The sequence below is a fragment of the Streptomyces sp. NPDC014870 genome, assembly GCF_043081505.1.
Classification (GTDB): Bacteria; Actinomycetota; Actinomycetes; order Streptomycetales; family Streptomycetaceae; genus Streptomyces.
The window spans coordinates 249,380-264,594 of record NZ_JBIBWQ010000013.1 but is presented as its reverse complement, the minus strand read 5'-3'; the positions used below and the strand labels follow the sequence as shown (position 1 = coordinate 264,594).

General features: G+C 71.3%; 14 protein-coding genes and 1 pseudogene. 9 read left to right on the top strand and 6 right to left on the bottom strand.

Features of this window, described 5'->3' with window-relative positions; translation table 11 throughout:
* Positions 1–17: 17 nt before the first annotated feature.
* The gene (locus ACF09C_RS33120; protein WP_392096860.1) at positions 18–1,598 is read right to left on the bottom strand and encodes a methylmalonyl-CoA mutase; all 1,581 of its coding nucleotides are present in this window, start codon (positions 1,596–1,598) and stop codon (positions 18–20) included.
* A 158-nt stretch (positions 1,599–1,756) separates the two neighbouring features.
* On the opposite strand from ACF09C_RS33120, the gene ACF09C_RS33115 reads away from it, so the two are divergent.
* A complete protein-coding gene (locus ACF09C_RS33115) occupies positions 1,757–2,620 on the top strand; it encodes a L,D-transpeptidase family protein (RefSeq protein ID WP_392096858.1) in 864 nt (287 codons plus the stop codon).
* Between the two features lie 198 nt (positions 2,621–2,818).
* On the opposite strand, the gene ACF09C_RS33110 is transcribed toward ACF09C_RS33115, so the two are convergent.
* Both ACF09C_RS33110 and ACF09C_RS33105 read right to left on the bottom strand, forming a co-directional pair.
* Positions 2,819–3,892 carry a hypothetical protein gene (locus ACF09C_RS33110; protein WP_392096857.1) on the bottom strand — a complete coding sequence of 358 codons (1,074 nt, stop codon included), beginning with the start codon at positions 3,890–3,892 and terminating at the stop codon, positions 2,819–2,821.
* Positions 3,892–4,557, bottom strand: coding sequence for an RNA polymerase sigma factor (locus tag ACF09C_RS33105; protein ID WP_392096986.1), 666 nt, complete (start codon positions 4,555–4,557; stop codon positions 3,892–3,894). Before ACF09C_RS33105 ends, ACF09C_RS33110 begins: the two co-directional genes overlap by 1 nt.
* A gap of 384 nt (positions 4,558–4,941) precedes the next feature.
* Between ACF09C_RS33105 and ACF09C_RS33100 the strand changes: the two genes are divergently transcribed.
* Positions 4,942–5,676: a Clp protease N-terminal domain-containing protein gene (locus ACF09C_RS33100; protein WP_392096855.1), complete on the top strand. Its 735-nt coding sequence runs from the start codon at positions 4,942–4,944 to the stop codon at positions 5,674–5,676.
* Between the two features lie 67 nt (positions 5,677–5,743).
* Here the strand turns inward: ACF09C_RS33100 and ACF09C_RS33095 are convergent, their stop codons facing one another.
* The 3 genes from ACF09C_RS33095 to ACF09C_RS33085 form a co-directional block, all read right to left on the bottom strand.
* Positions 5,744–6,292: a hypothetical protein gene (locus ACF09C_RS33095; protein ID WP_362413660.1), complete on the bottom strand. Its 549-nt coding sequence runs from the start codon at positions 6,290–6,292 to the stop codon at positions 5,744–5,746.
* A 62-nt stretch (positions 6,293–6,354) separates the two neighbouring features.
* Entirely contained in the window at positions 6,355–7,002 is a 648-nt protein-coding gene (locus ACF09C_RS33090; RefSeq protein ID WP_392096853.1) for a DUF4328 domain-containing protein, read from the bottom strand.
* Positions 7,003–7,141: 139 nt separating this feature from the next.
* Positions 7,142–8,764, bottom strand: coding sequence for a glycoside hydrolase family 20 protein (locus ACF09C_RS33085; protein ID WP_392096851.1), 1,623 nt, complete (start codon positions 8,762–8,764; stop codon positions 7,142–7,144).
* Between the two features lie 231 nt (positions 8,765–8,995).
* Between ACF09C_RS33085 and ACF09C_RS33080 the strand changes: the two are divergent.
* The 7 genes and pseudogenes from ACF09C_RS33080 to ACF09C_RS33050 all read left to right on the top strand — a co-directional run.
* Positions 8,996–9,496 (top strand): annotated as a pseudogene (locus ACF09C_RS33080) (2-oxo-4-hydroxy-4-carboxy-5-ureidoimidazoline decarboxylase); the annotation flags it as partial.
* A 330-nt stretch (positions 9,497–9,826) separates the two neighbouring features.
* Positions 9,827–10,207 (top strand): succinate dehydrogenase, cytochrome b556 subunit, encoded by a 381-nt coding sequence (sdhC, locus tag ACF09C_RS33075; protein ID WP_189948009.1) that lies wholly within the window; start codon positions 9,827–9,829, stop codon positions 10,205–10,207.
* Between the two features lie 8 nt (positions 10,208–10,215).
* Positions 10,216–10,692, top strand: coding sequence for a succinate dehydrogenase hydrophobic membrane anchor subunit (locus tag ACF09C_RS33070; RefSeq protein ID WP_329116889.1), 477 nt, complete (start codon positions 10,216–10,218; stop codon positions 10,690–10,692).
* 25 nt (positions 10,693–10,717) lie between these two features.
* Entirely contained in the window at positions 10,718–12,472 is a 1,755-nt protein-coding gene (gene sdhA, locus ACF09C_RS33065) for a succinate dehydrogenase flavoprotein subunit (RefSeq protein WP_392096849.1), read from the top strand.
* The gene (locus tag ACF09C_RS33060; protein ID WP_352191934.1) at positions 12,472–13,230 is read left to right on the top strand and encodes a succinate dehydrogenase iron-sulfur subunit; all 759 of its coding nucleotides are present in this window, start codon (positions 12,472–12,474) and stop codon (positions 13,228–13,230) included. Before sdhA ends, ACF09C_RS33060 begins: the two co-directional genes overlap by 1 nt.
* 107 nt (positions 13,231–13,337) lie before the next feature.
* On the top strand, positions 13,338–13,883 hold the full coding sequence (locus ACF09C_RS33055) for a hypothetical protein (RefSeq protein ID WP_392096847.1): 546 nt from the start codon (positions 13,338–13,340) through the stop codon (positions 13,881–13,883).
* A 353-nt stretch (positions 13,884–14,236) separates the two neighbouring features.
* A complete protein-coding gene (locus tag ACF09C_RS33050; RefSeq protein WP_392096845.1) occupies positions 14,237–15,175 on the top strand; it encodes a serine hydrolase domain-containing protein in 939 nt (312 codons plus the stop codon).
* The last annotated feature ends 40 nt before the right edge of the window (positions 15,176–15,215 follow it).

Below are 15,215 nucleotides of genomic sequence, written 5' to 3'. Positions count from 1 at the left end.
GAAGGTGTCGCTCGGGGTCAGAAGGTGTCGCTCGGGACGTACGTCCCCCAGACCTCCCGCAGCGCGTCGCAGACCTCTCCGACCGTCGCCCGCGCCCTGAGCGCCTCCTTCATCGGGTACAGGACGTTCTCCGTGCCGTGTGCCGCCCGCCGCAGCCCGTCGAGGGCCGCCGTGACGGCCGCCCCGTCGCGCTCGGCGCGCAGCCGTGCGAGCCGCTCCGCCTGCTGGGCCTCGATCGCCGGGTCGACGCGCAGCGGCTCGTACGGCTCCTCCACGTCGATCGTGTAGCGGTTGACGCCGACCACGACCCGCTCGCCGCTGTCGGTCTGCTGCGCGATCCGGTAGGCGGAGCGCTCGATCTCGCCCTTCTGGAAGCCGCGCTCGATGGCCTCGACCGCGCCGCCCAGCTCCTCGACCTTCCGCATCAGCTCCACCGCGGCGGCCTCCACGTCGTCCGTCATGCTCTCCACCACGTACGAGCCGGCGAACGGGTCGACGGTGGCGGTGACGTCCGTCTCGTACGCCAGCACCTGCTGCGTCCGCAGCGCGAGCCGGGCGGACTTGTCCGTCGGCAGGGCGATGGCCTCGTCGAAGGAGTTGGTGTGCAGCGACTGCGTACCGCCGAGGACGGCGGCGAGGCCCTGGACGGCCACCCGGACGAGATTGACCTCGGGCTGCTGCGCGGTGAGCTGCACCCCGGCGGTCTGGGTGTGGAAGCGGAGCATCAGCGACTTGGGGTTCCGCGCCCCGAACTCCTCCCGCATCACCCGCGCCCAGATCCTGCGGGCCGCCCGGAACTTGGCGACCTCCTCCAGGATCGTCGTCCGGGCCACGAAGAAGAACGACAGCCGGGGCGCGAAGTCGTCCACGTCCATCCCGGCTGCGACGGCGGTACGGACGTACTCGACGCCGTCGGCGAGCGTGAACGCGATCTCCTGCGCGGGCGAGGCGCCGGCCTCGGCCATGTGGTAGCCGGAGATCGAGATGGTGTTCCACTTCGGGATCTCGGCGCCGCAGTACTTGAAGATGTCCGCGATCAGCCGCAGCGAGGGCTTGGGCGGGAAGATGTACGTGCCGCGCGCGATGTACTCCTTGAGCACGTCGTTCTGGATCGTCCCGGTCAGCCGGTCGGCCGGGACGCCCCGCTCCTCGCCCACCAGTTGGTAGAGGAGCAGGAGGAGCGCGGCGGGCGCGTTGATGGTCATCGACGTGGAGACCTGGTCGAGCGCGATCCCGTCCAGCAGCACCCGCATGTCGTCGATCGAGTCGATGGCGACGCCCACCTTGCCGACCTCGCCGTGCGCGATCGGGGCGTCCGAGTCGTACCCCATCTGGGTCGGCAGGTCGAAGGCGACGGACAGACCCGTCGTGCCGTTGGCGATCAGCTGCCGGTAGCGGGCGTTGGACTCGACGGCGGTGCCGAAACCGGCGTACTGCCGCATCGTCCAGGGCCTGCCGGTGTACATGCTCGGGTACACGCCGCGGGTGAACGGATACGCGCCCGGTTCGCCCAGTCTCTCCGCGGGCTCCCACCCGGCCAGCGCCTCCGGTCCGTAGACCGGCTCGATGGGAAGTCCCGACTCCGTCTCGCGCGCCATGCGTAGCGCCTCTCGTTGAGATCTCGCTTGTGTCACAGCATGGTCCGGGCTGCCGCCCGGTGCGCAACCAAGGGCGCGCGGGAAGCATCCAAGAGGTACACAAGCTGATTCCCGGGGGGCTACAGATGCGCCGTTCTTCCGTCATACGCAGAGCAGTCATGGGCAGGGCACTCATGGCCACGGTCGCCGTGGCGATCGCCACGGGCTGTACGGCCCAGGCGGCCGGCGGCGGCTCGGGCGCCTCGCCCTCGACCGGCGGCAAGCCGTCGAACTCCGTCTCCGCCCCGGCCACGGAGCAGCCGTCGACGCCCCCCAGCGCCACGCCGTCCACGGACGACAAGCCGACCTCCGCGACGCCCAGTCCCTCCACGACCTCCCCGCAGCCGGTCGGCAAGGTCCTGATGAAGGACGGGGACGAGAACGAGAAGGTGCGTGAGCTGCAGGCGCGGCTGCGCCAGATCGGCTACTTCGACCGGGCGCCCACCGGCTTCTACGGCTCGATCACGGGCAGCGCCGTCAAGGCCTTCCAGAAGAAGCGGGAGCTGCCGCAGACCGGTTCGGTGGACGAGGTCACCTGGCAGCGGCTGACGGCGATGACCCGCAAGCCGACGGCCGCCGAGCTGAAGCCCTCCACGTCCAACACCCTGGACACGCCCGACGCGCGCTGCATGACCGGCCGGGTGCTGTGCATCAGCAAGGAGACCCGCACGCTGGCCTGGATGATCGACGGCAAGGTCGTCTCGTCGATGGACGTCCGCTTCGGCTCGGAGAACACCCCGACCCGCGAGGGCATCTTCCAGGTCGACCGCAAGGTCCGCAACGACTGGTCGAAGCTGTACCACACGCCGATGCCGTACTCGATGTACTTCAGCCGCGGCCAGGCCGTGCACTACTCGGCGGACTTCGCGGCCCGGGGCTACAACGGGGCCTCGCACGGCTGCGTCAACGTCCGGGACCGGGGGAAGATCTCCGCGCTGTTCGACCAGGTGAAGGTCGGCGACAAGGTCGTCGTGCACTGGTAGTCGCGCACGGGTAGTCGTGCGGCGGTGTGTCGCGCGGCGTGTGTCGTGCGGCGGTAGGAGAAGGGGCGCGGGTGGGACCGGGGGAACGTGTCCCACCCGCGCCGGTGCGCGGAGCCGAAGGTACGGGGGGAACCCCGGCTCACGCGCGGCCGATGACCAGTCGGCTCACTCTGTACTGCGCCGACCGGCCGAAAAGTGTCACACCGTGTTCATCGAGGGGACTCCGAGCAGGTCCCCGAGGCGGGTGGGGGCGGGGGTGGAGGCCTGGTTCCGGGCGATGACCCGGGCGGGCGTCGCGGAGAGCGCGGCGGTGCGGTCCACGGTCCGGCTGTCGCTCCACCCGCCGTCGTCGCCCCGGGAGCCGCCGTCGCCCGTGCCGTCCGAGCGCTCGGGTTCGGCCAGGATCCGGTCGCAGAAGCGGCGCACGGTCTCGCCGGTACGCGCCGACTGCGCCAGCCGACGCTTGGCGCTCTCGTCGATGCGGCCCGCGCGAAAGTCCTTGCAGGCCTTGACGATCTTGGCGCCCGAGCTGTCGCCGTCCTTGTCCGCCGGGCTGGTGCTCTTCTCCGGTTTCGGAGTGCCGTCGCCCGTGCCGTCCCGGCCGCCCGTGCCGTCGGGCGCGCCCGTACCGTCGCCGGAGCCGGTCGTGGCCGAGGGCGCGGGGGTGGCCGGCGAGGAGGGGGACGCGCCGGGCGAGCCGTGGTCGTCGGTGTGGGGCGCGGACGGCGTGACCGTGTCGACGTGCGGTCCCGGCGCCTGCGAGGAGTCCGGGGAGTACGAGGAGACCGGCCCCGGGGTGTCCGCGGCGGACACGGAACCGGCCGGGGTCGGGCCGTCCGTGGTGAACGGCAGCATGCCGGAGCCCGAGGCGACGGCGACCCCGCCGACCGCCACCGCGGCGACCGCGGCCGCGAGTCCGTACCGCAGCGAGCGGCCCCACCGTCGGGCGTTCTGTGCCCGGCTGATCCGTACCGCGCCGAGTTCGGCGACGGCCGACGCCGTGGTGTGGGGGACGTACGAGGCATGGGCTGCGGACCGTACGGTGGCGCCGCGCTCGGCGGCGGCCGCGCGGAAGGCGGCCAGGGCGGCGGCCTCACCGGGGAGTTCGACGTCCACCGCGTGGGCAAGGGGTGCCGGGCGGATCTCGGCGAGGGCCCGGGCCAGGCGGTCGGCCTCGGCGCGCGTGTGATCGTCGACGGGATCGACCGCTTCGCCGCGGAACAGACTCTCCGCGGCTTCCTGGTCGAGCCACCGGTCCTGCTCGTCGGCCATCACATGTCCTTCTGCGTCCGCGCGCGCGATTGCGTCACACCACCGGGGGTCTGGGCCCCCGGCCTGCGACCGCGCTGCGGCGGTACGCCCCCGAGGGGAGCGGCGCCGCCGTCGCCCTCGGCGCCGAGCAGTTCGGCGAGCCGCTTCAGGCCCCGGTGGGCCGCGGTCCGTACGGCGCCGGGGCGCTTGCCGAGGGTGTCGGCGGCGCTCTTGGCGTCCAGGCCGACGACGACCCGGAGGACCACGGCCTCGGCCTGGTCCTGCGGAAGTTGGGCGATCAGGTGCATGGTGTCGCCGGTGGCGAGTGCTTCCAGTGCCTCGTCCGCGGTGTCGGACTCGGCGGGTTTGTCGGTGAGTTCGGTCTCGTCGCCGCCGGCCGCGGGGCGTCTGCCGCGCATCCGGATGTGGTCGAGCGCGCGGTTGCGGGCGATCCTGGCGGCCCAGCCGCGGAACCGGTCCGCGTCGCCGCTGAAGCGGTCGAGGTCGCGGGCTATCTGGAGCCAGGACTCGGAGGCGACGTCCTCGGCGTCGGCGTCTCCGACGAGCGAGCGCAGGTAGCCCAGCAGCCGTGGGTGCACGGCGCGGTACACAGTACGGAAGGCGTCCTCGTTCCCGTCCTGCGCAGCGAGCACCGCGGCCGTCAGCTCCGCGTCCTCCCCCAGCACTCCCCACCCTTGTTCGTCATCACGGCTGGTCACCACCGCCGTACCGGTCGGCACCCAGCAGACGCTACGTGCTTCTCGGCCACAGCGTCCACGTACGTCCCCTCTTTGTGCAACCTGCAACCAACTTGGGACATCGGCGGTGGTGTGACAGAAATCGCTTGTATGGCGCTGAACGGAGTACGGGGCCGTGCTGCGGCTCCGCGGACGACGACCGGGGCCTCTCCTGTGGGGGGTGGCGGCCCCGGTCGTCCTCCTTTTCCGCCCAGCTCAGGGCCCCTCCTCGACCCTTGCCGCAGATCGCGGTCGCCTTTCCGTGCCCCCGCACACCCGCCGACTGTCAACTGATGGTTGACACCACTGGACTGTCAACCTAGGGTTGCACTCATGACGAACCCCGTGGGCATGACCATCCCCGTCCGGCTCGACGACCTCATCGCGGCGATCAAGAAGAGCGACGCCGACGCGCTCGGCCAGCTGTCGAGCGCGGTGATCGCGGCGGACCACCTCGGCGACGTGGCCGATCATCTGATCGGGCACTTCGTCGACCAGGCCCGGCGCTCCGGCGCCTCCTGGACCGACATCGGCAAGAGCATGGGCGTCACCCGTCAGGCGGCCCAGAAGCGCTTCGTCCCCAAGGACCCCGACACCGAGAAGATGGACCCGAACGCCGGGTTCAGCCGCTTCACCCCGCGGGCCAGGAACGTCGTCGTGGCCTCCCAGAACGAGGCCTCGGCCGCCCGGAACGCCGAGATCGCCCCCGGGCACGTGGCCCTCGGCCTGCTCGCCGAACCCGAGGGGCTCGCGGTGCTCTGGATGGCCTCGCAGGGCGTGACGCCCGAGGCGCTGCGCGCGGCGGTCGCCCCGACGCTGCCGCCGGCGGCCGAGGAGGTGCCCGCGCTCATCCCGTACGACGCGGCGGCGAAGAAGGTGCTCGAGCTGACCTTCCGCGAGGCGCTCCGGCTCGGCCACAACTACGTCGGCACCGAGCACGTCCTGCTCGCGCTGCTCGAGTTCGAGGACGGCGAGGGGGTCCTGACGGGCCTCGGCCTCGACAAGGCGCGGGCGGAGACGGACATCGCGGCCACCATCGACCAGCTCGCGGTGAAGCCGGCGGAGTAGCGCGGTACGGGCGGAGCAGCGGCACGGGGGGCGGGGCGGGTGCCATCGGGTACCCGCCCCGTTCGCGTCAGGCCGTACGGGCCCGGCGGGAGACGACGGCGCGGAGCACCCGGCCGCCCTCCGTGGAGAGTTCGCGGGCCCTGCGCAGACCGGTCGGCCCGTGGGCGACCGACTCCAGGACCGCCTGCTGCCGGCGCAGCTCGCCCGCGAGGAGCGGACCGGCCCCGGTCGAGTCACCGGTGCGGCACCGCTCGATCAGCTCGTCCGTGACCTCGGCGGCCTCGTACCGTCCGTGCAGGGCGAGCGCGCTGACGGAACATCCGGCGGCCCAGACCCGCAGCACGTCCTCGGCCCACTCGGCGGGGGCCGTGCCCAGCATCTCACGCACGAGCCCGGCGGCCGCGCCCTGCGCGCCGGTGCCGTCCAGGTCCACCCGCGCCTTGGCGACCGCCTCGCCCCACGCCTCGCCGTCGCCCCGGGCCACCGCAGCCCAGACGGGCCGCAGCACGTCCCCTCCCTCGGGGGCGAGCAGCGGCAGACAGCGGTCCAGACAGGCGAGCCCGGCAGCCGCCAGACTGCGCTCGTCGGCCCGGTCGATCAGTTCCAGCAGGCTCATCGAGGCCTCCCGTCGCGGTCGCGGCACTGCCTCTTACTGCGCCACCTGGCGTGATTTCGTCACTACGCGGCCGGAATCATGCCAGTGGCCTTGCTGTGCTGCATAGAGGTCAGACGACGGACGAACAGGATCGCGAGGACGGCGGCGACGATGTCCAGGACGGCCGCTCCCATGAGGAGGCCGGCCCCCGCCGTGAACTCCTCGACCGTGTCCGCGTCGTCGTACACCGCGGTCGCGAAGAAGCTCGCGGCATCCGTCACGATCCAGCAGACCCACCACAGGTTCAGCACGGTGAACGACTCCCCGGCGACCTTCTGGTCGCCGTAGGGGTCCCGGCGGCTGGCCCGCCACGTGCCCGCCGCGACACTCCGCGGCCACCAGAGGTTGGCGATCGGGACGAACCAGGCGCCGATGGCCCAGCCGGGACCGCCCCGGTGCACATCGGGCGCGAAGACCCCGGCGTTCTTGCGGACCCGGTGGAACCAGACGAGGAAGACGACGACGAGCGCCAGCTGGATCAGCGCCTGGAGCACCGACACGACATCGACGCCCATGTGCGCGAAGCCCGCGGGCTCGGGGTGGTCCTCCAGGCTGCCGGTCATCAGAAGCCGCACGTCGAGGGCCGAGACGAAGAGAGCGGCATCGGCGACGGCGAGCGTCGCGAGCAGCGTCACGACGGCGTACGAAAGGCCGACGGGATTGCGGAGCATGGTCGAGCGAACCCCCACAGGTGATCGACGCCCCTCCCCGAGGCGCCGCCACGGCCGCGCGGCCGTGGCGGAGTGACCGTACGCGAGCGGAACGGACCCGTCCACGGGGAAACCGCCGTACACCGGTGAGCGCCGCCGCTCAGCCGCGCACCTTCACCGCGAGTGCCTGGAACTCGGCCCAACTCGCCGTCGGCGTCCTGGCGTCCCACAGTTTCTGGGCCGTCGCCGTCAGCGGCATCCGGATCCCGTCCGCCACCTGCGCCTGCGTCTGCGCCCGGGACAGGTCGCACCAGACCGCGAACCGGCCGCCCAGGATCTGGGAGTCGTACCGTGCCGGAACCGGGGTCGTGCCGCGCAGGACCCGCGGGGTCCACTGCTCGTAGATCCGGCGGCCGGTGGGGTACGTGAACTGGTTCGGCTCGCCGAGGACGTAGTAGAGGAACTCGTCGTTCAGGTTGACGACCGGCCGGCCCTCCTGGAGGTACTCGATCGGCGGCCGGGCCCCGATCTCCTTGCCGGTCCAGTACTCGACCTCGATGCGCTTGTCGGCGCTGACGACGCCGCCCCGGAAGAACCCGTCGTTCCAGGCCTTCGCCACCTTGCCCGTGGAGCGCACCACCGCCGCGCGGTCGTTGAGCCAGCCCTCCGCCAGGTCCTGGACGCCGGCCTGCGGGCCGTACTTGTCGCGGGCGGCCGTGGCCAGCTGCGGGTAGGAGGCCGCGGGGTCGCGGACGGTCAGCGCCTGGTACTCGTCGGCGCCGACGTGGAACCAGCCGCCCGGGAAGAGGGCCGCGTACTCGCGCAGCAGCTCGTCCACGAGCTTCGCCGAGGCGGGCTTGGAGATGTCGATGGCGCCCTGGCGCGGCACGCCCTGGACGTTGAGCAGCCGGAGCTCCGGGTAGGCGCGCAGCACGGCGCCGAGGTGTCCGGGCGAGTCGATCTCGGGCACGACGGTGATGTGCAGGGTCTGCGCGAGGGCGAGGATCCGGCGCACCTCGGCCTTGGTGAGGTGCTGGGCCGAGACGATCTCGGGGTGGGTGTCCGACGCGATGCGGAAGCCCTGGTCGTCGGAGAAGTGCAGGCCGAACTGGTTGAGCTTGAGGTCGGCCATCTCGCGCAGCCGGGCCTCGATCCACGCCGCCGTGAAGAACTTCCGCGCGATGTCCAGGTTCAGCCCGCGCTGCGGCTTGGCGGGCGCGTCGGTGACCGTGCCCTCCGGCATGGCGCCCGAGCCCTTCACCGACTGCTTGAGCGTGCGGGTCCCGTAGAAGACGCCCGCCTGGTCGGGGCCGGTGATCCGGACCCGGTCGTCGCGGGTGGTGAGCGTGTACGACTCGGGGGCGCCCGCGCCGCCGAGGGCCAGCTCGACGTCGCCCGCGCGGGCCGGCACGGCGCCCCGGTACGCGATCTTGAGCTCCCCCGCGAGCAGCCGGCCCTCGTCGGCGAGGCCCTCGCTGCCGGCCGCGACCACGACCCCCGCCTGGGGTGTGGGGCGCCAGCCCGGTCCGCGCGCTGCTTCGTGGGAGCGGACGGCGGGGACGGTGAGCGGGGCGGTGGAGAGGGGGTACGTCCGGGTGGGCGTCGGGCTCGGCGGCGGCGTGCTCGTCGGCGCGCTGGTGGCGGCGGACGGCGTTCCGGCGCCGGATGTGGGTCCGGCCGGGCCGTCGGAGGCGCCGCTGGAGCAGGCGGTCACGGTGGCCAGGGCCAGCGCGGCCGCGAGGACGGTGGGGCCCGCGTGGGGCCTTCGTATGGCGTAGCGCATCACTCGGAATCCTCCCTCAGCGGGCGGGACGGGGCCATTCGGGGCCACGGGACCCCGACAACGGGCGACCGAACGTCACGCACACGTTCCGAAACTCTCCCTTCCGGGTGAAATTCGCGCATCCTTCGGACGGTTCTCGCTCCCCATCGATAACGTTGAGTCACACCCACCCCATCTTTCCCGGAGTCCACGCTGACCAGCGACACCCGCGCCCCTTCCCGGAACCGGAACCTGGGCTCCGCCGCCACCCCCGCCACCGCCCCCGCGATACCCGCCCAGCAGGGCGACCCGCTGGCGCGTTTCAACGCGCTCCCGGCCGAGGGCGCGCGGGAGCTCCTCCTCACCTGCTGCCACAGCCCCCGCTGGGCCGAACGGGTGACCGCGCACCGCCCGTACCCGACGCTCGACGCGCTGCTCGCCGCCGCCGACGAGGCCGGGTACGACCTGTCCGCCGCCGACCGCGACGAGGCGCTCGCCGCCGAGTGCTCGGCCACGCCCCACCCCGACGCGCCGCTCGCCGCGCACACCGCGCTGCGGGCCGCCCACGCCGCGTACGAGAGCCGCTTCGGGCACGCCTTCGTGATCAGCCTCGACGGCGTCCGCCCCGGGGAACGCCTCGACCAGGTCCTCGCGGGCATCCGCTCCCGGCTCGCGAACGAGCCGGACGAGGAGCGGGTGGTCGCCGCCGACGAGCTGCGCCGGCTGACCCGCGCCCGGCTGGCCCACCGCCTCGGCGCGCACGCGGCGCGCGTGCCGGCGTCCGCGCAGGCATCCGCACACCCGCCCGCACAGACACCCGTACCGGCATCCGCACGGACATCCGTACAGGCATCCGTACAGACACACCCGACACCCGCCCGGGCGTCCGGAATGCGGTGATTCGGGGCGAGGTGATAGCCCGTCCGTAGTCCTTCCGTGCCTCTTTGATCACACCTATGGACCCCGCGCGAGCGAACCGACAAGTCGTCGCTACGATGACCAGGGCCGGTGGACCGTACCCGGCCGGGTCAGACCGACACTGAAGCCGGCCGACCCTGATCCCCGCTCCCGGAGGGTTTTTCCGTGCCGGCTGGAACGCTGTACCGCGGCCGGGAAGGAATGTGGTCCTGGGTGGCTCATCGAGTCACCGGCGTCCTCATCTTCTTCTTCCTGTTCGTACACGTGCTGGACACCGCTCTCGTCCGCGTCTCCCCCGAGGCCTACGACGAAGTGGTCGCCACGTACAAGACGCCGATCGTCGCACTCCTCGAGTACGGCCTGGTCGCCGCCATCCTCTTCCACGCGCTGAACGGCCTTCGGGTCATCGCCGTGGACTTCTGGTCCAAGGGCCCGCGCTACCAGAAGCAGATGCTCTGGACCGTCGTGGGCATCTGGGTCGTGCTGATGGCGGGTTCGATCTACCCCGTCCTCGGCCACGCCGCACGTGAACTGTTCGGGAGCTGACGCCAGACATGTCTGCTGACACCACTTCCGCGATCGGTCCCGTCGAGGGCGCGGCCCACTACGACGTGGACAACCCGGCCCCGTACATCGAGGCCCCCCGCAAGCGCACCGGCAAGACGCCGCGGGCGACCCGAGGCAACTTCGAGATGGCCGCGTGGCTCTTCATGCGCCTCTCGGGCATCGTCCTCGTCGTCCTGGTCCTCGGCCACCTGCTGATCCAGCTCTTCCTCGACGGCGGCGTCTCCAAGATCGGCTTCGCCTTCGTGGCCGGCCGCTGGGCCTCGCCGTTCTGGCAGGTCTGGGACCTCCTGATGCTCTGGCTCGCCATGCTGCACGGCGCCAACGGCCTCCGCACGGTCATCAACGACTACGCGGAGCGGGCCAACACGCGCCTGTGGCTCAAGGGCCTGCTGTACACCGCCACGGTGTTCACCATCCTTCTGGGCACGCTGGTGATCTTCACCTTCGACCCGAACATCCGCTAGGCACGGGGCTGAGGTAATCCACGTCATGAAGATCCACAAGTACGACACCGTCATCGTCGGCGCCGGTGGCGCCGGCATGCGCGCCGCCATCGAGGCGACGAAGCGCAGCCGCACCGCCGTCCTGACGAAGCTCTACCCCACCCGCTCCCACACGGGCGCCGCGCAGGGCGGCATGGCCGCCGCGCTGGCCAACGTGGAGGAGGACAACTGGGAGTGGCACACCTTCGACACGGTCAAGGGCGGTGACTACCTGGTCGACCAGGACGCCGCAGAGATCCTGGCGAAGGAGGCCATCGACGCCGTCCTCGACCTGGAGAAGATGGGCCTGCCGTTCAACCGGACCCCGAACGGCACCATCGACCAGCGCCGCTTCGGCGGTCACTCCCGCAACCACGGCGAGGCCCCGGTCCGCCGGTCCTGCTACGCCGCGGACCGCACCGGCCACATGATCCTCCAGACGCTGTACCAGAACTGCGTCAAGGAGGGCGTGGAGTTCTTCAACGAGTTCTACGTCCTGGACCAGCTGATCACCGAGGTCGACGGCGTCAAGAAGTCCGCCGGTGTCGTCGCGTACGAGCTGGCCACCGGTGAGATCCACATCTTCCAGGCCAAGGCCGTGATCTACGCCTCCGGCGGCACGGGCAAGTTCTTCAAGGTGACCTCCAACGCGCACACCCTGACCGGTGACGGCCAGGCGGCCTGCTACCGGCGCGGCCTGCCGCTGGAGGACATGGAGTTCTTCCAGTTCCACCCGACGGGCATCTGGCGCATGGGCATCCTGCTGACGGAGGGCGCCCGCGGTGAGGGCGGCATCCTCCGCAACAAGGACGGCGAGCGCTTCATGGAGAAGTACGCGCCGGTCATGAAGGACCTCGCGTCCCGTGACGTCGTCTCGCGCTCCATCTACACGGAGATCCGCGAGGGCCGCGGCTGCGGTCCCGAGGGCGACCACGTCTACCTGGACCTGACGCACCTCCCGCCGGAGCAGCTCGACGCCAAGCTCCCGGACATCACCGAGTTCGCCCGTACGTACCTCGGCATCGAGCCGTACACGGACCCGATCCCGATCCAGCCCACCGCGCACTACGCCATGGGCGGCATCCCGACCAACGTCGAGGGTGAGGTCCTGGCGGACAACACCACCGTCGTCCCGGGCCTGTACGCGGCCGGCGAGGTCGCCTGCGTGTCGGTGCACGGCGCCAACCGCCTCGGCACCAACTCGCTGCTCGACATCAACGTCTTCGGCAAGCGCTCCGGCATCGCCGCCGCCGAGTACTCCGCCAAGAGCGACTTCGTCGAGCTTCCGGAGGACCCGGAGGCGCTCGTCGTCGCGCAGATCGACAAGCTGCGCAACTCCACGGGCAGCGAGCGGGTGGCCGACATCCGCCGTGAGCTCCAGGAGACGATGGACGCCAACGTGATGGTGTTCCGTACGGAGCAGACCATCAAGACGGCCGTCGAGAAGATCGCCGAGCTGCGCGAGCGCTACGAGAACGTGTCCATCCAGGACAAGGGCAAGCGCTTCAACACCGACCTCCTGGAGGCCATCGAGCTGGGCAACCTGCTCGAACTGGCCGAGGTCATGGCCGTCTCGGCCCTGGCGCGCAAGGAGTCCCGCGGTGGTCACTACCGCGAGGACTACCCGAACCGCGACGACGTCAACTTCATGCGCCACACGATGGCGTACCGCGAGGTCGGCGAGGACGGCTCCGAGACCGTGCGTCTCGACTACAAGCCGGTCGTCCAGACCCGCTACCAGCCGATGGAGCGTAAGTACTGATGGCTACCCCCGTACTGGACAAGGTCGAGGCGGAGTCCGCCGCCTCCCCGTACATCACGGTCACCATGCGCATCCGCCGCTTCAACCCCGAGGTGTCGGACGCGTCGGTCTGGGAGGACTTCCAGATCGAGATCGACCCGAAGGAGCGTGTCCTCGACGCCCTTCACAAGATCAAGTGGGACATGGACGGCTCGCTGACGTTCCGCCGCTCGTGCGCGCACGGCATCTGCGGTTCGGACGCGATGCGGATCAACGGCAAGAACAGGCTCGCCTGCAAGACGCTGATCAAGGACATCAACCCCGAGAAGCCGATCACGGTCGAGGCCATCAAGGGCCTCACGGTGATGAAGGACCTCGTGGTCGACATGGAGCCCTTCTTCCAGGCGTACCGGGACGTCATGCCGTTCCTGGTCACCAAGGGCAACGAGCCGACGCGTGAGCGTCTGCAGTCGGCCGAGGACCGCGAGCGCTTCGACGACACCACCAAGTGCATCCTGTGCGCCGCGTGCACGTCGTCCTGCCCGGTGTTCTGGAACGACGGGCAGTACTTCGGCCCGGCCGCGATCGTCAACGCGCACCGCTTCATCTTCGACTCGCGTGACGAGGCGGGCGAGCAGCGCCTGGAGATCCTGAACGACAAGGACGGCGTGTGGCGTTGCCGCACGACGTTCAACTGCACGGACGCCTGCCCGCGTGGCATCGAGGTCACGAAGGCCATCCAGGAAGTGAAGCGCGCGCTGATCACGCGTCGCTTCTGACACCTGGCCGGTCGCCTGCCCCATGTGGGGAAGCCCGCTTCTGTACGCTCTGCGTGCAGGAGCGGGCTTTGTCGTCGTGGCCGTCGCAGGAGAGAACGGGGAGAGAGATGAGCGAGCCGAATCCTTACGCGGACGGTGAGTACAAGTGGGGTCCCAACCAGCAGCCGGGGACTCCGGGGTACGGCTACCCGCAGGCGGGGACGCCGGGTTACGGGTATCCGCAGGCGGGGACGCCTGGCGGCTACGAGCCGACCCTCGCGGCCGGTCTGCCGGTGCCTCCGCAGTACCCGCCGGCGGGGATGGCCGGGGGCGCGCCACTGCTGAGCCTGGGCGACATCACGGTCGTCGGGGACCAGATCATCACCCCGGCCGGTCCGATGCCGCTCAGGGGCGCGGTGTGGAACGCGATGGACATGTCGCGGACGGAGGAGAAGATCCCGACGGTCGCGATCGTGCTGGCCGTCATCTTCTTCGTGCTGTGCCTGCTGGGTCTGCTGTTCCTGCTGATGAAGGAGAAGCAGACGACCGGCTTCATCCAGGTCACGGTCACGAGCGGTGGCCGCCACCACTCCACGATGGTCCCGGCGAGGGGGCCGGAGACCATCCACTGGGTCATGGGCCAGCTGAACTACGCGCGCTCGCTGAGCATGTGACGGTTCCTCGGGGGGCGAGAGGTGTGACGGTTCCTCAGGGGCAGAGGATGTGACGGCTCCTAGGGGCGAGGGCGGTTCGCGGATCCGGGTGGCGTCGGGGTGGCCTCCGGGTGCGGCGAGGGGTGTCCCCGATGGTCCGGGCGGGCCTCCGGCGGGAACCTTGATCCATGACGAACTCAAGGACGAACGCACGGACTAGCACGTGGCCGAGCAGGCGGACGAACTCGGTTGCCGGTAAGGCGCGTTGGACGGCCCTGGTCGCGGCGGGGGCGGCCCTCGTGGGTGTGGCGGTGCTCGGCCCGACGAGCGCGCCGGCTTCGGCTGCCGCACCGTCGTGGACACGGAGCGCCGCCGTGGACGGCCAGGTCGACATCGCCGCCCTGAGAGCCGCTCTGGCCGGGCTGCCCGAGCCCTCCGTGCGCGGGGCGATGGTCCGGATCAGCGGGCGGGACGGCCGGTGGACCGGGACCGCCGGTGAGTGGACGGCGCCCGTGGACGGACCGTCCGCCGGCGAGTTCGCCGTCGGGAGCGTCACGAAGCTGTTCACCGCCGCCCTCGTGCTCCAGCTCGTCGGCGAGGGGCGACTGTCGCTGGACGACCCGGTCCAGGCGCACCTCCCGGGCCTCCTGCCGCGCTCGTACGCGCCGATCACCGTGGGGCAGCTGCTCAGCCACACCAGTGGGCTGCAGAAGCCGGAGTGCGTCCGGCCGGGGACGCCGGTCGAGGTCGTGCGGTCGGCGGTCTCCTGCGGGACGCCGACGCCACCCGGCACGACGGCCCAGTACAACGGGGTCAACTACTTCCTCGCCGGCCTCCTCGTCGAGAAGGTGTCGGGCCGGTCGTACGAGGCGGAGCTCCGCGACCGGATCCTGCGGCCGCTCGGACTGCGCCGCACACGGCTGCCCGCCGACGACTGGGCGTGGGCCGAGGGCGGTCTCGTCTCCACGTCCGGCGATCTGACCCGCTTCATGAACGTGCTGATGCGGGGCGGACTGCACCGTCCGGCCGAACGGGCGGCGCTCTTCACGGTGCCGCCGATACCGGACGCGCGCTTCAGCCTCGGCGGCCTGATGCGCACCCCGGCGCCCGGCGGCGGGCCCGTCGTCTGGGGCAAGACGGGAACCAACCGCGGCTACACGAGCGGGGTGTTCGCCACTCCGGGCCTGGGCCGTGTCGTCGTCTACTCCACGCTCACGACGGGGAAGGACACGGATCGGGAGACGGAGCGGATCCTGGGGATCGTGGGGGCGGCGTTCAAGGGGTACCGGGAGGGGGTGGCCGGAGGCGCTTAGGGAACGCGTACCGGGGTCATCGTGGGCGGGTCGCCAGGGC